Annotated in this window: 15 protein-coding genes; 6 read left to right on the top strand and 9 right to left on the bottom strand. The window is 69.7% G+C overall.

The window, feature by feature from the left end:
- Positions 1–15: 15 nt before the first annotated feature.
- Positions 16–861 carry a purine-nucleoside phosphorylase gene (locus ACY48E_RS10235; RefSeq protein WP_462872042.1) on the bottom strand — a complete coding sequence of 282 codons (846 nt, stop codon included), beginning with the start codon at positions 859–861 and terminating at the stop codon, positions 16–18.
- 60 nt (positions 862–921) lie between these two features.
- On the opposite strand from ACY48E_RS10235, the gene ACY48E_RS10230 reads away from it, so the two are divergent.
- Positions 922–2,112: a M20 family metallopeptidase gene (locus ACY48E_RS10230; RefSeq protein ID WP_462872041.1), complete on the top strand. Its 1,191-nt coding sequence runs from the start codon at positions 922–924 to the stop codon at positions 2,110–2,112.
- Positions 2,109–3,257 carry a M20 family metallopeptidase gene (locus tag ACY48E_RS10225; RefSeq protein ID WP_462872040.1) on the top strand — a complete coding sequence of 383 codons (1,149 nt, stop codon included), beginning with the start codon at positions 2,109–2,111 and terminating at the stop codon, positions 3,255–3,257. The genes ACY48E_RS10230 and ACY48E_RS10225 overlap by 4 nt, the downstream gene beginning before the upstream one ends.
- A 9-nt stretch (positions 3,258–3,266) precedes the next feature.
- Here ACY48E_RS10225 and ACY48E_RS10220 read toward each other — a convergent pair whose 3' ends face one another.
- Positions 3,267–3,731, bottom strand: coding sequence for a gamma-glutamylcyclotransferase (locus ACY48E_RS10220; protein WP_462872039.1), 465 nt, complete (start codon positions 3,729–3,731; stop codon positions 3,267–3,269).
- 181 nt (positions 3,732–3,912) lie between these two features.
- Between ACY48E_RS10220 and ACY48E_RS10215 the strand changes: the two genes are divergently transcribed.
- Positions 3,913–5,316 (top strand): NAD(P)H-quinone dehydrogenase, encoded by a 1,404-nt coding sequence (locus ACY48E_RS10215; protein WP_462872038.1) that lies wholly within the window; start codon positions 3,913–3,915, stop codon positions 5,314–5,316.
- A gap of 39 nt (positions 5,317–5,355) precedes the next feature.
- On the top strand, positions 5,356–7,089 hold the full coding sequence (locus tag ACY48E_RS10210; RefSeq protein ID WP_462872037.1) for a glycerol-3-phosphate dehydrogenase/oxidase: 1,734 nt from the start codon (positions 5,356–5,358) through the stop codon (positions 7,087–7,089).
- Between the two features lie 15 nt (positions 7,090–7,104).
- Here the strand turns inward: ACY48E_RS10210 and ACY48E_RS10205 are convergent, their stop codons facing one another.
- From ACY48E_RS10205 to ACY48E_RS10195, 3 genes are read right to left on the bottom strand one after another with little or no spacing between them, the layout of a single operon-like run.
- Positions 7,105–7,878, bottom strand: a complete 774-nt coding sequence (locus ACY48E_RS10205) for a DNA-formamidopyrimidine glycosylase family protein (RefSeq protein WP_462872036.1) — start codon at positions 7,876–7,878, stop codon at positions 7,105–7,107.
- A gap of 1 nt (position 7,879) precedes the next feature.
- Entirely contained in the window at positions 7,880–12,400 is a 4,521-nt protein-coding gene (locus ACY48E_RS10200; protein WP_462872035.1) for an ATP-dependent helicase, read from the bottom strand.
- 9 nt (positions 12,401–12,409) lie between these two features.
- Complete coding sequence (locus ACY48E_RS10195; RefSeq protein WP_462872034.1) at positions 12,410–13,177, bottom strand: hypothetical protein; 768 nt, start codon at positions 13,175–13,177, stop codon at positions 12,410–12,412.
- A gap of 66 nt (positions 13,178–13,243) precedes the next feature.
- On the opposite strand from ACY48E_RS10195, the gene ACY48E_RS10190 reads away from it, so the two are divergent.
- Both ACY48E_RS10190 and ACY48E_RS10185 read left to right on the top strand, forming a co-directional pair.
- Entirely contained in the window at positions 13,244–13,945 is a 702-nt protein-coding gene (locus ACY48E_RS10190; protein WP_462872073.1) for a lysostaphin resistance A-like protein, read from the top strand.
- Between the two features lie 35 nt (positions 13,946–13,980).
- Positions 13,981–14,418: an Lrp/AsnC family transcriptional regulator gene (locus ACY48E_RS10185; RefSeq protein ID WP_462872033.1), complete on the top strand. Its 438-nt coding sequence runs from the start codon at positions 13,981–13,983 to the stop codon at positions 14,416–14,418.
- Between the two features lie 21 nt (positions 14,419–14,439).
- Here ACY48E_RS10185 and ACY48E_RS10180 read toward each other — a convergent pair whose 3' ends face one another.
- The 4 genes from ACY48E_RS10180 to ACY48E_RS10165 all read right to left on the bottom strand — a co-directional run bounded on the left by ACY48E_RS10180 (position 14,440) and on the right by ACY48E_RS10165 (position 18,482).
- The gene (locus ACY48E_RS10180) at positions 14,440–15,180 is read right to left on the bottom strand and encodes a haloacid dehalogenase type II (protein WP_462872032.1); all 741 of its coding nucleotides are present in this window, start codon (positions 15,178–15,180) and stop codon (positions 14,440–14,442) included.
- A 4-nt stretch (positions 15,181–15,184) separates the two neighbouring features.
- The gene (locus ACY48E_RS10175) at positions 15,185–16,981 is read right to left on the bottom strand and encodes an acetyl/propionyl/methylcrotonyl-CoA carboxylase subunit alpha (RefSeq protein WP_462872031.1); all 1,797 of its coding nucleotides are present in this window, start codon (positions 16,979–16,981) and stop codon (positions 15,185–15,187) included.
- 194 nt (positions 16,982–17,175) lie between these two features.
- Positions 17,176–17,595 carry a SufE family protein gene (locus ACY48E_RS10170; protein ID WP_462872030.1) on the bottom strand — a complete coding sequence of 140 codons (420 nt, stop codon included), beginning with the start codon at positions 17,593–17,595 and terminating at the stop codon, positions 17,176–17,178.
- A complete protein-coding gene (locus ACY48E_RS10165) occupies positions 17,592–18,482 on the bottom strand; it encodes a sulfurtransferase (RefSeq protein WP_462872029.1) in 891 nt (296 codons plus the stop codon). Before ACY48E_RS10165 ends, ACY48E_RS10170 begins: the two co-directional genes overlap by 4 nt.
- Positions 18,483–18,517 lie beyond the last annotated feature (35 nt).

Raw genomic sequence — 18,517 nt, 5'->3', positions numbered from 1 at the left:
CAGCGTCGAGTCTGGTCACAGCAGCGGAACCACCCGGCGCAGGAGGGTGCCCATGCGCTCGGCGGACGCGGCACCCGCGGCGATCACCTCGTCGGCGTCGAGGTGCGCACCGGTCATGCCCGCCGCAAGATTGGTCACCAGCGAGATGCCGAGCACCCGCGCGCCCGCGGCGCGCGCGGCGATGGTCTCGTGCACGGTGGACATTCCGACCAGGTCGGCGCCCAGCGTGCGCAGCATGCGAATTTCGGCGGGTGTCTCGTAGTGCGGTCCCGGAAGGCCCGCGTAGACGCCGTCGGTGAGCGAGGGGTCGATGCTGCGCGCCGCCGCCCGCAGGTCCGCCGAGTACGCGTCGACGAGATCGACGAACTGAGCGCCCACCAGTGGTGACCGTGCGGTGAGGTTGAGGTGGTCGCTGATCAGCACGGGGTCACCGACGCTCATGCCCTCTCTGATGCCGCCGGCGGCGTTGGTGAGCACCACCGTGCGCGCTCCCGCCGCGCACGCGGTTCGGACCGGGTGGACCACGCGCGAGAGGTCGTGGCCCTCGTAGGCGTGGATGCGTCCGAGCAGAATCAGCACCGGCACGCCCTCGACGGTCACCGACCACATCGAGTTGGCGTGGCCGAGAGCGGACGGGACGGCGAAGCCGGGCAGCGAGGCCATGGGAACCACGTGATCGGGGGTTCCGAACTGCTCGGCGGCGCGCTGCCACCCGGAGCCCAGCACCACGGCGACGGGATGCTCGGGCACCCCCGTGGCGTCGGCGAGTGCGGCGGCGGCTTCGGCTGCCGTGGACGTGGGATCGGTGATGGTCACGGCCTCCGAGCGTAGTGAAGCGAGATCGTTGCCGCCGAGTATCATCGCGTCAATGTCCGCACTCGAACGCCACGGAGACCACTTCGTGCTCCCACCCGGCGGACGATGATCCCGGATCCGCGTGTCACCGCTGCCGTGCAGGCCGCCGGGCCCGACCTCACAGACCTCTCGCACGCCATCCACGCGCGTCCGGAACTGGCGTTCGAGGAGCGCTTCGCCGCGGGTGCCACCGCGGACATGCTGGCCGCCAGTGGGTTCGAGGTCACGCGCGGTATCGCCGATCTCCCGACCGCCTTCGCGGCCCGGTACGGATCCGGTGAGCTCACCGTGGCGGTGTTCGCGGAATACGACGCCCTGCCCGAGATCGGCCACGCGTGCGGGCACAACATCATCGCCGCGTCGGCCGTCGGGGCCGGGCTGGCGCTCGCGCCGCTCGCGGACGAACTCGGCATCACGGTGGCGGTGTTCGGGACCCCGGCCGAGGAGGCCGGCGGTGGCAAGGTGCTCATGCTCGAGCGGGGGATCTTCGACGGTGTCGCCGCCGCCGTGATGGTGCATCCCGGCCCGTTCGACCTGGCCGGGCCGCGCTCGTTGGCCCTGTCCGACATCGCCGTGCGGTACACCGGACGAGAAGCCCATGCCTCCGCGGCTCCGGAGTGGGGTGTCAACGCCGCCGACGCCGCGACCATCGCGCAGGTCGCGGTCGGGTTGGGCCGCCAGCACATGCGACCCGATCAGCAGGTGCACGGCATCGTCGGCACCGGAGGGGCGGCGCCGAACATCGTGCCGGGCTTCGCCGAGATGTTCTACTACCTGCGCGCGAGCAGCGCCGAGTCGCTCGAGGACCTCACCCGTCGAGTCGGTGCCTGCTTCGAGGCGGGTGCGGTGGCCACCGGCTGCTCACACGAGATCGCCACCGTCTCGCCCACCTATCTGGAGTTGACTCCCGATCCGTGGCTGGTGCAGGCGTATCGCGAGGTCGCCACATCATTGGGCCGCGACCTCCCCACCGCCGGGGAGGAGGCGTTGCGTCCACTGGGAAGCACCGACATGGGCAACGTCAGTGCGGTGCTCCCCTCGATCCACCCGGTGATCGGTCTCGATTCCGGTGGTGCCGTCACTCACCAGCCGGCGTTCGCGGCGGCCTGCGTCACCGCCTCCGCCGACCGTGCGGTGCTCGACGGGGCGATCGCGCTGGCGACGGTGGTGCGGGCGGCGGCCGCCGATCCGGACCAGCGCGCGCGGCTGCTCGGGGGCCTCGATCGGCGCGCATCACAGACGACAGGTCGTCGATGAACCCGGCGGACGGGTGGCTCGCAGCCCACGGGGACGAGCTCATCGCGTGGCGTCGGCACATTCACGCACACCCCGAGCTGTCCCGGCACGAGTTCGCCACCACCGCGTTCGTGGCCGAGCGCCTCACCGCGGCGGGTCTGCACCCACGTGTGATGCCGTCCGGCACCGGCGTCGTGTGCGATGTCGGTCCGGCAGGTCCGCGGATCGCGTTGCGGGCCGACATGGATGCGCTGCCCCTCGGTGAGATCACCGGTGCCGAGTACTCCTCGACCGTGCCGGGGGTCTCGCACGCGTGCGGGCACGACGCGCACACTGCGATCCTGCTCGCGACCGGGCTGGTGCTCGCGGGACTGGACGCCCTGCCCGTCGGGGTTCGCCTGATCTTCCAGCCGGCCGAGGAGGTCATGCCCGGGGGTGCGCGCGACATGGTGGCCCTCGGAGCGCTCGAGACCGTGAGTTCGATCTTCGCCCTGCACTGCGACCCCCGCCTCGAGGTAGGTCGTGTCGGTGTCCGGGTGGGGGCGATCACCTCCGCCGCGGACACCGTCGAACTGCGGTTCGCCTCGCCGGGCGGGCACACCTCGCGGCCACACCTGACCTCGGACCTGGTGCACGCCGTCGGCACGGTGATCACCGGGCTACCCGGGATGCTCTCGCGGCGAGTCGACCCACGGACCAGCACCGTGATGGTGTGGGGTGCGGTGGTGGCCGGGCAGGCCCCCAATGCGATTCCGCAGAAGGGGATGCTGACCGGCACCGTCCGCACCGGCGACCACGACACCTGGGCGCTGCTCGAACCGCTCGTGCACGAGATCGTGCCCGCGCTCGTCGCGCCCACCGGAGTGAGCGTGGAGGTGGACTATCGCCGCGGGGTGCCGCCGGTGGTCAACGACGAGAAGGCAACTCGCAGAATCGAATCGGCAGTCCGAGCGATGGATCCCGAGGCTCTGGCCGCCACTGCGCAGTCCGGTGGGGGCGAGGACTTCTCCTGGTATCTCGAGCAGGTGCCCGGCGCAATGGCGCGTCTGGGCGTGTGGTCGGGCATCGGACCTCGGCTCGATATCCATGCGCCCACGTTCGACCTCGACGAGCGAGCGCTCGCCGTCGGCGTGCGGACGATGGTCGGTATCGCGCTGGGGTTGTGAGCGGACCGATCAGCTCGCCGGGCCGGGCCCGACGTTGAGGCTGTTGCGAGTGCGCAGGTCGCGCACGTAGTCCGCGGGTGCCCCGGCGATCTCCGCCGCCTCGGCCATCACGCCGAGGTATCGGGCCGAGGGCAGTCCGCCCTCGTAGGCATCGAGTACGTACAGCCAGGCCAGAACCCCACCGTCGTCGGTGTCGACGCGCAGACGAATCTTGCGGTGGATGCCCAGCTCCGAGCCTTCCCACCGATCCAGGCTCGCCTCGTCCTCGGGTGGGACGTCGTAGAGCACCACGAACACCTTCGACGCGGGATCCTCGACCACGGTGGCCAGTGCGCCCTCCCAGCCGATATCGCCCCCGCCGAAGGTCAGACGCCACCCGTGCAGCCACCCGGTACCTGCCACCGGGGAGTGGGGGCACCGGGTCAGCATCTGCTCGGGATGCATGTTCGAACCGTAGGCGGCATAGATCGGCACGGCGCTGAGCCTAAACCGTGTTCGGCCGTTCGGTCACGCCGAGGACCGTCCGCCGGAGTGCGGGAGGGGCGGTGGGTGCAATAGCGTGGGAGCGGTGACGTCGGCCGTCGGCGCAGACGTCCGCCTTCGGCGCCGTCGTCCGCTCTCGGCGCGCCCCTGAGTTCGCAAACACGGAGGTTCCATGACCCGGATCGTGATCATCGGCGGTGGACCGGCAGGTTACGAGGCCGCCCTCGTCGCCGCGCAGCACGGCGGCGCCGTGACGGTGATCGACAGCGACGGAGTCGGCGGTGCCTGCGTGCTGTGGGACTGTGTGCCGTCGAAGACCTTCATCGCCTCCACCGGCGTGCGCACCGACATGCGCCGAGCCGCGGACCTGGGCATCAACCTCGACAGCGACGACGGTCGGGTGGACCTTCCGCAGATTCACGCGCGCGTCAAAGCTCTCGCCCAGGCGCAGTCGTCGGATATTCGAGCGCGCCTGCAGACGGTGGGGGTGAGCGTGCTGTCCGGACGGGCCGAGCTCGTCGACACCCAGCCAGGGCTCGCCGCCCACAAGGTTGCGGCCACTCTCGCCGACGGGCAGGTACGAGAGTTCGACGCCGAGGTGGTGCTGATCGCCACCGGCGCGAGCCCGCGGGTGGTGCCCGGTGCCGAGCCCGACGGTGAGCGGGTGTTGACCTGGCGTCAGCTCTACGACCTCGATGCGTTGCCCACCCACCTGGTTGTCGTGGGCTCCGGTGTGACGGGTGCCGAGTTCGTCTCCGCCTACACCGAGATGGGCGTCAAGGTCACCGTGGTCTCGAGCCGGGACCGCGTTCTGCCCGGTGAGGACGCCGACGCCGCGTTGGTGCTCGAGGACGTCCTCGCCGAGCGCGGGGTGACGCTGATCAAGCACGCGCGCGCGGACAAGGTGCAGCGCACCGACGACGGGGTGGTGGTGCTGCTCTCCGACGGTCGAGAGGTGATCGGCAGTCACGCACTCATGACGGTGGGGTCGGTGCCCAACACGTCGGGCCTGGGACTCGAGACCGTGGGCATCGAACTCGACAGCGGCGGCTACCTGCGCGTCGACCGGGTCTCACGCACACCGGTGCAGGGCATCTACGCCGCGGGCGACTGCACGGGGCTACTGCCGCTGGCCTCGGTGGCGGCGATGCAGGGGCGTATCGCGATGTATCACGCGCTCGGTGAGGGTGTGAGTCCGATCAAGCTCAAGACGGTGGCGTCGGCGGTGTTCACGCGACCCGAGATCGCCACCGTCGGGGTGAGCCAGGCGGCGATCGACGACGGCCAGATTCCGGCGCGCACCGTCATGTTGCCGTTGGCCACCAACCCGCGCGCCAAGATGTCCGGTCTGCGGCGTGGTTTCGTCAAGGTGTTCTGTCGCCCCGCCACCGGTGTGGTGATCGGCGGTGTGGTGGTCGCGCCGACCGCGTCGGAGCTGATCCTGCCCATCGCCATCGCAGTGCAGAACAACTTGACGGTCAACGATCTCGCGGCCACATTCTCGGTGTACCCGTCGCTGAGCGGGTCGGTGACCGAGGCCGCCCGTCAGTTGATGCGGCACGACGACCTGGGCTGATATCGCGGTCCCGTAGCGTGGTCGGTGAGGAGGGCACAGATGTTGGGTAACAGATCGACGTCCACGTTTCTCGGACCGCAGCAGCGCGAGCGGGCCTGGCAGGAGTTCGGTGACGGCACCTTCGACGTGATCGTCATCGGTGGTGGCGTGGTGGGGGCCGGTGCCGCCCTCGACGCCGCCACGCGCGGACTACGAGTGGCCCTGGTGGAGGCTCGCGACTACGCGTCGGGCACGTCCAGTCGGTCCTCGAAGATGTTTCACGGTGGGTTGCGCTACCTCGAACAGCTGGAGTTCGGGTTGGTCAAGGAGGCGCTGCGCGAACGTGAGCTCTCACTGTCGACTCTGGCTCCGCACCTGGTCAAGCCGCTGAAGTTTCTCTTCCCGCTGACCCATCGCGTGTGGGAGCGGCCCTACATCGGTGCGGGCATCTTTCTCTACGACACCATGGGTGGCGCCAAATCCGTTCCGGGACAGAAACATCTGACCCGAGCAGGTGCTCTGCGCATGGCGCCGGGACTCAAGCGGTCGTCGATGATCGGCGGGATTCGCTACTACGACACGGTGGTGGACGATGCTCGCCACACGATGACCGTCGCGCGCACCGCAGCCCACTACGGCGCCGTGGTGCGCACGTCGACGCAGGTGGTGGGTCTGCTGCGCGAGGCCGATCGAGTCTCGGGTGTGCAGGTGCGTGATTCGGAGACCGGCGCCACCACCGAGATCCGCGGCCACGTGGTGGTCAACGCCACCGGGGTGTGGACCGACGAGATCCAGGCACTCTCGCGCCAGCGCGGCCGGTTCCGGGTACGCGCCTCCAAGGGTGTGCACATCGTGGTGCCGCGTGACCGCATCGTCAGCGAGGCGGCGATCATCCTGCGCACCGAGAAGTCGGTGCTGTTCGTCATCCCATGGGGCAGTCACTGGATCATCGGGACCACCGACACCGACTGGAACCTCGATCTGGCGCACCCGGCGGCTACCCGCGCGGACATCGATTACATTCTCGGCCACGTCAATTCGGTGCTCGTGACCCCGCTGACGCACGACGACATCGACGGCGTGTACGCCGGTCTGCGACCGCTGCTGGCCGGCGAGAGCGACGAGACCTCGAAGCTCTCGCGTGAGCACGCGGTGGCCCGTGTCGCCCCCGGCCTGGTGGCCATCGCCGGTGGCAAGTACACCACCTATCGGGTGATGGGTGAGGACGCGATAGATGTTGCGGCGGAGGATATCCCGGGTCGCGTGGCACCGTCGATCACCGAGAGGGTGCCCCTGGTGGGCGCCGACGGGTACTTCGCGCTGCTCAACCAGGCGGCGCACTACGGTCGCAAGTACGGGCTCCATCCGCATCGGGTGACGCATCTGCTCGACCGGTACGGCTCGCTCATCGACGAGGTGCTCTCCCTGGCGGCCGAGGATCCCGATCTGCTGAAGCCGATCACCGACGCACCGGCCTACCTGCGAGTGGAGGCGGTCTACGGCGTCGCCGCGGAGGGTGCACTGCATCTCGAGGACGTCCTGGCCCGCCGCACCCGCATCTCCATCGAGTACGCGCACCGCGGTGTGGCGTGCGCCGAGGAGGTGGCGCAGTTGATGGCCCCGGTGCTGGGGTGGTCGTCGGCCGACATCGACCGGGAGGTCTCCACCTACCGGGCCAGGGTGGAGGCGGAGGTGCAGTCACAGACTCAGCCCGACGACCGGTCCGCCGATGCCCTGCGCGCAGCGGCCCCCGAAGCGCGTCAGGAGATCCTCGAGCCGGTCACGGGGACGTAGCGCCGGTCTCGTGGGTCAGCGCTGGCAGCTCGGGCACCAGAAGATGTTGCGTTCGGTGGTCGCGGAGTCACCGAGGCTGCCGGCCATCACGACCGTGCCGCAGCGATGACAGGGTTTGCGCTCGCGGCCGTACACCCAGAACTGGCGTCCCGGTCGTAGGTCACCGGTGAACGAGCGTTGGTTGCGGTGCTTGTTCGCGTGGATGACCCGGTGCGCGACGTCGACCACCCCGTGCATGTCCCCGGCGGCGCCGACCGCGGTGGTGGGCCGCACCCCCCGCAGGTAGCACACCTCGTTGCGATAGACATTGCCTAGTCCGGCGAGGTTGCGTTGGTCGAGCAGGGCGAGCCCGATCGGCCGATCCGGCTGTGATGCCAAGTTCTGCGCCGCCCGCTCGGCGTCCCATGTTCTGCCGAGCAGGTCCGGTCCCAGGTAGCCGACGGCCTCCTCGTCGCTGTCGACGATGTCCAGTTCGCCGAGTTCGAAACCGATGGCCGAGCGCTCGCTGTTCTCGAGAACGATGCGCGCCTGGAAGGCGGGGCGACGCCACCGGGCGCCCGGCCGATACACGTGCCACGCCCCCTCCATCTTCAGGTGGGAGTGGATCACCTTGCCACCGGCACGGATCAGCAGGTGTTTGCCCACCGAATCCACCGAGTCCACGACAGCGCCGGAGAGGTCCACCGTGGCGTACCGCGGAACGCGCACGTCGCACGTGATCAATTCTCGTCCCACCAGCGCCTCGCGCAGCACGGTGCCGGAGCGCCAGACGGTGTCGCCCTCGGGCATGTCAGCTCCGTATCCGCAGTCCGCGCGGGGTGGCCGAGAAGCCCGCCTCCGTGAGGATCGGTGTGAGGGCGCTGGCGTGGATGTCATCACCGTCGGCGCGCTCGATCAGTAGGCGGTCCACCGCGCGGTCGGCCACCAGCGATGCCAGGGCCTGCGCCGCGCACATCACCCGATCGTGATCGGTGGTGAAGGTCAGCAGAGACTTGCCGCCGCGTTCGACGAACAGCACGATCTCGCCGTTCACCAGAACCACGAGGGCGCCGGCCTTGCGCCCGGGCCGGTGCCCGGACCCTGCGTCGGGTCCCTTCGGCCACGGCAGCGCCGCGCCGTACGGATTGGCGGGGTCGGTGGCGGCGAGGGCGACGGCCGTCAGGGTCTTCTCGTCGCGGAGTTTCTCGTCCTCGGCGCGGAGCCGATCCACCACGTCCGAGGTGGAGAACTGGGCGCCACCGAGCGAGTCGACGAAGTAGCCGCGTCGAGCGCGTCCGGAGTCCTCGAACGAGGTGAGCACCTTGTACACGCCGCCGAACCCGCCCGGTACACCCTCGTTCATCACCGCGCCGCGGGTGAGAACCCCGTATCGCTCGAGCAGGATGTCGGCGGTGGCATGCGCGCGCACCGTGGGGTCGGGTTCGAGCGGCGGCAGCGCGGCCCACCGTCCGGCCGCGGTGGGTGGCCCGGTGCGGGTGGGCAGGGCGGGCCGGTCGAATCTCCGGTACGACCGACTGCGCGGGGTGCGGCGTACGGGCCGATGGGCGGGGGCGGCGCGGGTCGTGCCGTGCAGGAGAGCGCGCAGCGGGGCGAAGGTGTCGTTGGTGAGATACCCGGCCCACACCAGATCCCACACCGCCGCGATGGTGGCGGTGTCGTCGAGGGCACCGACGGTGTCGCTGAGTTGGCGGAAGAAGTACGCACCGCCGCCGCCCAGCGCGTCGAGAACACGCTGCTGAGTCTCGGTGAGTTCGATGTCGGTGGGGGCGGCGAGCGTCACCGCAGCGGCGTCGGCGGTGTGCAGGCACACCCAGCCGTCCTTGGTGGAGATCGACCCGTGCCCGGACCAGAGCACCTCCCCGGCGGCGGTGAGCTCGTCGAGCATCGCGGGGGAGTAGTCACGCACCCGCGAGGGCAGGATCAGCGACTCCCACGCAGACGCCGGAACGGGTACGCCCGCAAGCTGTTCCACCACGGCGGCCACGCCGTCGACCCCGCGCAGCGTCCCGCCCACGTGCTGCCAGCGGGGTAGGAAAGCGCCCAGGGTTGCCGTCGCGACCGGCTCCACATCGGCGCGTGCAGCCGCCAGGGAGCGCCGACGCAGTCGCCGCAGCACTTCGCTGTCGCACCACTCACTGCCGGTGCCGCCGGGACGGAACTCACCCTCGACCACTCGCTTGTCGACGGCGAGGCGCGAGAGCACCTCGGTCACCACGGCGGTTCCCACGCCGAAGCGCTCGGCCGGTTCTGGCGCCGTGAACGGTCCGTGGGTGCGCGCGTACCGCGCCACCAGATCGCCCAGGGGATCGGGAACCGGCTCGATGAACGCCGCGGGTGTCCCGATCGGCAGCGGCACACCGAGGGCGTCGCGCAGTCGACTGGCATCCTCGATGGCCACCCACCACTGTCGGCCGCCGAAGCTCACCCGCAAGGCCCGACGCGCCTCGACCAGCTTCTGGGCCCACGACCGGCAGTCGCCGTCGGGAATCGTTCGGGCAGCGAGCTCGTCGTCGGTGAGCGGTCCCAACAGCCGCAGCAGATCGGCCACGCCCTCGACGTCACGGGCGCGGCGCGAGTCGGTCAGTCGCTGGAGTTCACGCTCGGTGTCGCGCACCACGTCGGCATCGAGCAGTTCCCGCAGCTCCACGCGCCCGAGCAGTTCGGCCAGCAGCGACGCATCCAGCGACAGGGCCGCGGCGCGACGCTCGGCCAGCGGCGAGTCGCCCTCGTACATGAACTGGCCGACGTAGGAGAACAGCAAGGACGACGCGAACGGCGACGGCGAGGCGGTCTCGACGTCGATCACCCGTATCTGTCGGCGGGCGATGCGCCGGCACAGGTCCTCGAGGGCCGGCAGGTCGTACACGTCCTGCAGGCACTCGCGCACCGTCTCGAGCAGGATCGGGAAGGTGGGGAACTTACGCGCCACGTCGAGCAACTGTGCCGAGCGCTGGCGCTGCTGCCACAGGGGGGCGCGTTTGCCGGGGTTCCGCCGCGGCAACAGCAGTGCCCGGGCCGCGCACTCGCGGAAGCGGGACGCGAACAGCGCCGAGCCACCCACCTCCTCGGTGACCACGGCGCCGATCTCGTCGGCGTCGAAGACGAACAGCTCGGCGCCGGGCGGGGCGTCGTCGGTGTCGGGCAGGCGCACGATGATGCCGTCGTCGGAGGCGGTGGGGGAGGAGTCGACGCCGAATCGCTCGATCAGGCGGGCGCCGATGGCCAGCGCCCACGGGGCGTGCACCCCGCGCCCGTACGGTGAGTGCAGCACCAGGCGCCAGTCGCCGAGTTCGTCGCGGAATCGTTCGACCACCAGCGTGCGATCGGTGGGGAGGTTGCCGGTGGCCGCGCGCTGATCATCGAGCAGCGCAACGAGATTGGTGCGTGCGTTGTCGTCGAGGCCGGCCTCGGTCATCGCGGCGGCGAGGGTGTCGGCATCGGCGGACTCGCGCAGGAACGCCCCCAACGCCTCGCCCAGCTCCGCCGGCCTGCCCAGCCCGTCGCCGTGCCAGTACGGGAGCTTGCCGGGCTGGCCGAAAGCCGGGCTCACCATCACCCGGTCGTGGGTGATCTCCTCGATGCGCCAGCTGGTGGCGCCCAGGGCGAACACATCGCCCACGCGCGACTCGTACACCATCTCTTCGTCGAGTTCACCGACACGCGTGGACTTCTCGCCCACCATGAACACGGTGAACAGTCCGCGATCGGGGATCGCCCCACCGGAGGTGACGGCCAGGCGCTGCGCACCGGGACGACCGGTGAGAGTGCCGGCATCGCGATCCCACACCAATCGTGGACGGAGCTCTGCGAACTCGTCGGACGGGTACCGTCCGGCCAGCAGGTCCAGCGTGGACTCGTACGCCGAGCGTGGGAGGGTCGCGAAATTGCCCGTGCGCCTCACGCTGTCGAACCACTCCTCGACGTCGATGGGTTCGAGCGCACACGCCGCCACGGTCTGCTGCGCGAGGATGTCGAGAGGGTTGGTGGTCACGTGCAGGGCCTCGATGTGACCGCTGGTCATGCGGTGAACGGTGACCGCGCAGTGGATCAGGTCCGTGCGGTGCTTGGGGAAGAGCACCCCACGCGAGATCTCGCCCACCTGATGGCCGGCGCGGCCCACTCGCTGCAGACCGCTGGCCACCGAGGGTGGCGCTTCCACCTGCACCACCAGATCCACTGCGCCCATGTCGATCCCGAGCTCGAGGCTGCTGGTGGCGACCACGCAGCGGAGTCGACCGGACTTCAGGTCGTCCTCGATCAGGGCGCGCTGGTCCTTGCTGACGCTGCCGTGGTGGGCGCGGGCGAGCAGCTCCGGGTTCTCGGTGGACTCGGGCGAGGCGTCGGCGGCGGTGCGCTCGGCGTACACCTCGTTCAGGCGTGCGGTGAGGCGCTCGGACAGGCGTCGGGAGTTGGCGAACACGATCGATGAGCGGTGATCGAGGATCAGATCCACGATCTGCTCCTCCACGTGCGGCCAGATCGAGCCCTGCGACGGAGCGAACGAGGTGTCGCCCTCGCCGGTGTCGGCGGTGCCGAGGTCTGTCATGTCCGCCACCGGCACACGCACCGACAGGTCGAAGGTCTTTCTCGACGCAGGTGAGACGATGCGGATCGGTGCGGACCCTGCCAGGAATCGGCCCACCTCCTCGTGTGGTCGCACCGTGGCCGAGAGCCCGATCCGCTGCGCCGGACGTGCGAGCCCGCGGTCGAGGCGCTCGAGCGACAGTGCCAGGTGCGCACCGCGTTTGGTGCCGGCCACGGCGTGCACCTCGTCGACGATGACGGTGTCCACCTGTGCGAGCGACTCCCGCGCAGCGGAGGTGAGCATCAGGAACAGCGACTCCGGGGTGGTGATGAGGATGTCGGGAGGCGTCGCGACCAGGGCGCGCCGCGCCGCGGGTGTGGTGTCACCCGAGCGCACGCCGACGGTGATGTCCGGGGCGGGGTGTCCGTGCCGCACCGCGGTCGCGGTGATGCCCACCAGCGGGGCGCGCAGGTTCCGTTCCACATCCACCGCGAGGGCCTTGAGCGGCGAGACGTAGAGCACGCGGGTGCCGCGCGCGCCGTCGGCGGCGTCGTCGTCTGTCGGGGCCGGGGAGGTGCGGGAGGCGAGGCGGTCGAGAGCCCACAGGAACGCGGAGAGGGTCTTGCCCGAACCGGTGGGAGCCACGACCAGGGTGTGAGCGCCGCTCGAGATGGCGTCCCACGCGCCCAGCTGGGCGGGGGTGGGGGCGGTGAAGGCACCGTCGAACCATTCTCGGGTGAACGGGGAGAAGCGGCTCAGTACCGCGTCGGGTTGCAGTGTGGACACACGATCAGCTCAGCGTTCGTCGAGAATCTGATCGCCGCGGTTGCGGAAGAACCGGAAACCGGGGATGCCGATCACCGCGCGCCGGACGTCCTTGGTGACGTTGAGCAGCTGGTGCAGCTCCGGGGCCACCGAATCGAGTTGGGCGAGGATCGGGACGAGGGCGTCCATGCGTTGGAGCAGCTCGGGCAGGTAGTCGACCATCTTGACGGCCGCGAGCAGTTCCTCGTTGGAGATGTTGTCCACGAAGTCCTTGCCCAGGGGGATCGCCTTCTCGGCGATCGGTTCGATGTCGCCGATGAGCACGGTTGCCCGTCCAGCCGTCGACTCCACCTGCAGAACCACCGCACCGGCATCCTCGGTGACCTCCGCCACCCGCGCCAGCAGGGTCTCGACAGCGGTGATCAGGTCTTCGATCTGTGCGAACATTGCCTCGACACGGGTGGGCAGCGACGCCACCAGGGTCACCGAGTCCACGGCGAAGTTCACCACCCCCCGCGCGACGGCGACCAGATCGGACGGTGTGGGGATCGCCAGGATCGACCGCGCTCGCACCGGCGCCGGCGGGCGGGCGGGTCTGCGATCGAGAGTGTGGGCCGGGATCGGCCGGGAAGGAATGGGCTCGGACACCCTCCGGTGGCCGTCTGCCGCACGCGTCGCAGCGTCGCCGATGAGCGTGTCCGCTGCGGCGTCGCCGATGAGCGTGTCCGCTGCGGCGTCGCCGATGAGCGTGTCCGCTGCGGCGTCGCCGATGAGCGTGTCCGCTCCGATGGTCTCCATGGTGACCTCCGTTCTACCACCCGTAACCTCGGTTCATGAGCCCAAGAGGAGACTTCGTTGACGACGATGCGTGAGCGAGCGGAGGCCCTCGTCCGATCTGCCCTGGTGGACAAGGTCGATCGCGATCACAGCGAAACCGATCGGGCATTCTGGCGTCGGCGCATCATCGTGGCGGTCGTGCTGGCCCTGGGCGCGACCCTGTTGGGATTCTCGCTGTCCACCGATCCGGGCGACTCGCGCTTCTACGTACTGACCATCGCCCTTGCGCTGGTGTGGACCGTCGGTGGACTCGTCTCGGGCCCCCTGCATCTGGGCAGGATCAACTTTCGCGGCCACCTGCGCAGGCCCATCGTCACTCCCATCGTGGTCGGGCTGAGCGTCGGATCGGTTTTCGTTGCGGGAGCGTTGGTGGTTCGGCTGATCCCGCCGTTACGCGACTTCGTCGAGAACGTGCTGGTGCACGCGCGATTCGGGCCATTGTGGCTGATCGTGTTCATCACCCTGATCAACGGTGTTGCCGAGGAGGTGTTCTTCCGCGGTGCACTGTTCGCTGCGATCGGGCGGCGCAGACCGGTGTTGATCTCGACGATCGTGTACGTGATCGCCACACTCGCCTCGGGCAACCCGATGCTGGCGTTCGCCGCGGCCTTCCTCGGCGCCGTCCTCGGACTCGAGCGCCGCGCGTCCGGCGGGATCCTGGCGCCGATCCTCACCCACGTGACGTGGTCGTCGATCATGGTTCTCGCCCTGCCACCGCTGTTCGTCTGACGGCGCACCGTCACGGCAGCCGCTAAGGTTTCCCCGTGCCCGATCCCCTCGATCCGATCGATCGCGTGCTGGTCGACGAGCTCGTCGCCGACGGGCGCGCCACCCTCGCCGCCCTGGCGGACAAGGCCGGATTGTCGGTCTCGGCCGTGCAGTCGCGGGTTCGCCGACTCGAGACCAAGGGCGTCATCACCGGGTACCGGGCCCGCGTCGATCCCGAGGTGCTGGGACGTCCGCTCTCGGCGTTCGTCGCAATCACCCCGCTGGACCCGGCGGCGCCGGACGACGCCCCCGAGCGACTGCGGCACATCCCCGAGATCGAGGCGTGCCACTCGGTGGCGGGCGACGAGAGCTATGTGCTGATGGTGCGGGTCACCGGTCCGCGTGACCTCGAGCGACTGCTGCACCTGATCCGAAGCACGGCGAACGTCAACACTCGCAGCACGATCGTGCTGCAGACCTTCTACGATCGTTGACCGGCGCCGAGTGCTGAGCTGTCAGGCCTGCGGGGCGAGCTGATCGGCGAGGTCGCCGATGTCGGACGCGACGATGTCCCAGTCAGACGTCGGTTCCGACGGATCGGTGTCCGGTGAGCCACCCTCGCCGTACTCGAGGGGCCTCGAGACGAAGGCCGTGGCCAACCCGCTCGCCCGCGCAGCCGCGAGATCGGAGTTGTGGCACGCCACCATCAGGCACTGTGCCGGCTCGAGGCCGAGGACGTCGGCGGTACGCAGATACGACTCCGCGGACGGCTTGTAGGCCCTGGCAACCTCGGCACCGAGGATAGTGTCCCAGGGCAGTGACGCTCCCCGGGCCATGTCCAGCAACAGGGAGATGTTCCCGTTCGAGAGTGGAGCGACGATCATCGACGTGCGTATACGAGCGATCCCGGCGACCGAGTCGGGCCAGGGCGGCAATCGGTGCCAGGCGAGGTTCAGCTCGTCGATCGCCGCGTCGGTCGCGTCCACGCCGTCCTCGGCGAGCAGAGCTGTCAGCGATTCCCGGTGCAGGACGTCGAGTCGTGTGAACGGCCGGGCACCGGTCCGTACGGGCTCCATCGAGGGCTGGTACCGCGCCCGCCAGCGATCGGCGAAGGCTCCGCCGTCGACGCCGGGACGGCCATGGCGGGCGAACCAGGCAGCTGCCTGGTCGGCGATGCCGCCTCGCCAGTCCACGACCGTTCCGAAGACGTCGAACAGTGCGGCCCGGTAGGGCCGCGGTGCGCTCGCGGGGCCCACGGTGCTACTTGATCTCGGCGAGCACCGTGCCCTGGGTGATGGCGGCTCCCGCCTCGACGGCCAGGCCGGTGACCACGCCGGCCTTGTGGGCGTTGACCGGGTTCTCCATCTTCATGGCCTCGAGCACGGCGATGAGGTCGCCCTCGGCAACCTCCTGGCCCTCGGTCACGGCCACCTTCACCACCGTGCCCTGCATGGGTGCGGTGACCGAGTCGCCGGAGGCGCCCGAGCCCGCACCCGCGCCCCGCTTGCGCGGCTTGGGCTTACGACGGATCACACCGTCGGCGGCGCCGCCGCCGCCCGAGGACAGGGAGAACGAGCCCGGCAGAGACACCTCGACCCGCCGTCCGCCGACCTCCACGACGACCGACTGGCGCGGCGCCACATCGTCGTCATCGATGGTCCCGGGTGCGGTGAAGGGCTCGACGGTGTTGTTCCACTCGGTCTCGATCCAGCGCGTGTGCACCTGGAACGACGAGCCGTCGCCGATGAACGCGGGGTCGGAGACCACGGCGCGGTGGAACGGGATCACCGTTGCAAGGCCCTGCACGTCGAACTCGGCGAGAGCCCGCCGCGAGCGGGCGAGAGCCTCCTCGCGGGTTGCGCCGGTGACGATGAGCTTGGCGAGCATGGAGTCGAACTGGCCGCCGATCACGCTGCCGCTCTCGACGCCGGAATCCACGCGCACGCCGGGTCCGCTGGGCGCGACGAAGGTGGTCACCGGACCGGGTGCGGGCAGGAAGCCGCGTCCGGCGTCCTCGCCGTTGATGCGGAACTCGAAGGAATGTCCGCGCGGTGCGGGGTCCTCGGTGATGGAGAGCGGTTCGCCGTTGGCGATGCGGAACTGCTGGAGCACCAGGTCGATACCCGAGGTCTCCTCGGTGACCGGATGCTCGACCTGCAGGCGGGTGTTGACCTCGAGGAACGAGACCAGGCCGTCCTGGCCCACGAGGTATTCGACAGTGCCGGCGCCGTAGTAGCCGGCCTCGCGGCAGATGGCCTTGGCGGAGGCGTGGATCTCGGCTCGCTGGGCCTCGGTGAGGAACGGTGCGGGCGCCTCCTCCACGAGCTTCTGGAACCGGCGCTGCAGGGAGCAGTCACGGGTGCCCGCGACCACCACGTTGCCGTGCTGATCGGCGATCACCTGAGCCTCGACGTGGCGTGGCTTGTCGAGGTACCGCTCGACGAAGCACTCGCCGCGACCGAACGCGGCCACGGCCTCACGGGTGGCGGAGTCGAAGAGCTCGGGGATCTCCTCGCGGGTGCGCGCGACCTTCATGCCGCGGCCACCACCGCCGAAGGCGGCCTTGATGGCGATGGGCAGACCGAACTCGTCGGCGAAGGCGAGGATCTCGTCCGCATCCTTGACCGGCTCGGCGGTGCCGGGCACTGCCGGCGCCTTGGCGCGGGTGGCGATATGGCGCGCGGTGACCTTGTCGCCGAGGTCGCGGATGGACTGCGGTGACGGGCCGATCCAGATCAACCCGGCGTCGATGACGGCCTGAGCGAAATCGGCGTTCTCGGAGAGGAAGCCGTACCCGGGGTGGATCGCATCGGCGTGCGAGCGCGCCGCGGCGCTCAGGATCTTGTCGAAGTCCAGGTACGACTCGGCCGAGGTGGTGCCGCCGAGCGCGAAGGCCTCGTCGGCGAGGCGCACATGCGGAGCGTCCGCATCCGGTTCGGCGTAGACCGCCACGCTCGTGTACCCGGCATCGGCTGCTGCTCGGATCACTCGGACTGCAATCTCACCGCGGTTCGCGACGAGGACCTTGGTGATCTGCGCGCTCGCATGACTGGGCAACGGAGCCTCCTGGTTCGTAGATCGTGACGTTCGTGCATCGACGGGTCGGCCGGATCGAGAGTCGGTGACCGCTGCGATGTCGGTGACCGGTCGAGCCCGTGCCGAGAAGTTCGAATGGGAGTGTAGGGCCCTCCCGACCCCTCGGCTGCACAGGGGCCGTCCTTACTGGCGAGTAGCCAAATACTGGCTCCGGCTCAGGAATGCAGGGCTCTCTTGACCCGCGAGAGCATGGCCGTCAGTCCGCGCAGTCGAAGCGGGCTCACAGTGGACTCGAGTCCGAGCGAATGGGCGAAATCGTCGGGAACGGCAAGAATTGTCGCCGCGCTCTGTCCGTCGAGGCCCTGATGCAGGATCGAGGCGAACCCGCGCGTGGTCGGAGCCTCGGCGGGGGCGCTGAAGAACAGCCGCACGGCGCCGGGATCGGTGCTGTCGACGGACAGGAACAATGGCGATTGGCATTCCGGGACGGGCTCCATGGCCGATTCCTCGAGATGCTCGGGCAACGGCGGCAACTCGCTCGCGAAGTCGAGCAGCATCGTGATCTTGTCCTGCCCGTCGACGGCGGCGAAATCGTCGACGATCTCCGCCAGCGCGGCGGGGAGCGGCGCACTCATCCGCCGAGCGCGCCCGGTGCGGACCCCGTGACGATGGGGGTGCGCACCGCGTTGCCCCACTCGGTCCAGGACCCGTCGTAGTTGCGCACCGTGGGGTACCCCAGGAGGTGGGTGAGGACGAACCACGTGTGGCTCGACCGCTCACCGATCCGGCAGTAGGCCACCACCGCCGAGTCGGGGTCGACGTCGGCGTACACCTCGCGCAACTCGTCGGCCGACTTGAAGCGGCCGTCCGGGGCGGCCGCCTTCGCCCACGGGATACTCACCGCGGACGGGATGTGCCCGCCGCGCAACGCGCCCTCGTCCGGGTAGTCCGGCATGTGGGTGCGCTCGCCCGTGTACTCGGCCGGTGAGCGCACATCGACCAGCGGACCGGTGCCGATGTGGGCGAGTACGTCGTCCTTGAACGCCCGGATCGACGAGTCGTCCCGGTCTATCACGGGGTAGTCGGTGCGCGGATACGCAGGCACGTCCAACGTGGTCTCCCGGCCCTCGGCGAGCCACGCATCGCGGCCCCCGTCCAACAGGCGCACGTCCTGATGGCCGAAGAGGGTGAACACCCACAGCGCGTAGGCGGCCCACCAGTTGCTCTTGTCGCCGTAGATCACGATGGTGTCGGTGCGGGCGATGCCCTTGCGCGACATCAGCTCTGCGAACGCTCGGCCATCGACATAGTCACGGGTGACCGGATCGTTGAGGTCGAGGTGCCAGTCCACCTTCACCGCGCCGGGGATGTGGCCCACGTCGTAGAGCAGGACGTCCTCGTCCGATTCCACCACGCGCAGACCCGGCGTTCCCAGGTGCGCGGAGAGCCACTGTGTCGAGACCAGGCGCTCGGGGTGAGCGTAACCGGCGAATGCGGGGTTGGGGTCCGTGGCAACCGTCATCGGAGCCTCCTCGGGTGAGTGCGGGGGTGATCTTG

The organism is Rhodococcus sp. AZ1 (assembly GCF_054979605.1).
The sequence above is the reverse complement of the archived record's forward strand: the minus strand, read 5'-3'. Positions and strand labels throughout refer to the sequence as shown.

Excerpts from the sequence above, each read along its gene's own strand:
- ACY48E_RS10225 (WP_462872040.1), top strand. The coding sequence starts at position 2,109 with ATGAACCCGGCGGACGGGTGGCTCGCAGCCCACGGGGACGAGCTCATC.
- ACY48E_RS10210 (WP_462872037.1), top strand. The coding sequence starts at position 5,356 with ATGTTGGGTAACAGATCGACGTCCACGTTTCTCGGACCGCAGCAGCGC.
- ACY48E_RS10165 (WP_462872029.1), bottom strand. The coding sequence starts at position 18,482 with ATGACGGTTGCCACGGACCCCAACCCCGCATTCGCCGGTTACGCTCAC.
- ACY48E_RS10190 (WP_462872073.1), top strand. The coding sequence starts at position 13,244 with ATGCGTGAGCGAGCGGAGGCCCTCGTCCGATCTGCCCTGGTGGACAAG.
- ACY48E_RS10235 (WP_462872042.1), bottom strand. The coding sequence starts at position 861 with ATGATACTCGGCGGCAACGATCTCGCTTCACTACGCTCGGAGGCCGTG.
- ACY48E_RS10215 (WP_462872038.1), top strand. The coding sequence starts at position 3,913 with ATGACCCGGATCGTGATCATCGGCGGTGGACCGGCAGGTTACGAGGCC.
- ACY48E_RS10170 (WP_462872030.1), bottom strand. The coding sequence starts at position 17,595 with ATGAGTGCGCCGCTCCCCGCCGCGCTGGCGGAGATCGTCGACGATTTC.
- ACY48E_RS10195 (WP_462872034.1), bottom strand. The coding sequence starts at position 13,177 with ATGGAGACCATCGGAGCGGACACGCTCATCGGCGACGCCGCAGCGGAC.
- ACY48E_RS10205 (WP_462872036.1), bottom strand. The coding sequence starts at position 7,878 with ATGCCCGAGGGCGACACCGTCTGGCGCTCCGGCACCGTGCTGCGCGAG.
- ACY48E_RS10230 (WP_462872041.1), top strand. The coding sequence starts at position 922 with ATGATCCCGGATCCGCGTGTCACCGCTGCCGTGCAGGCCGCCGGGCCC.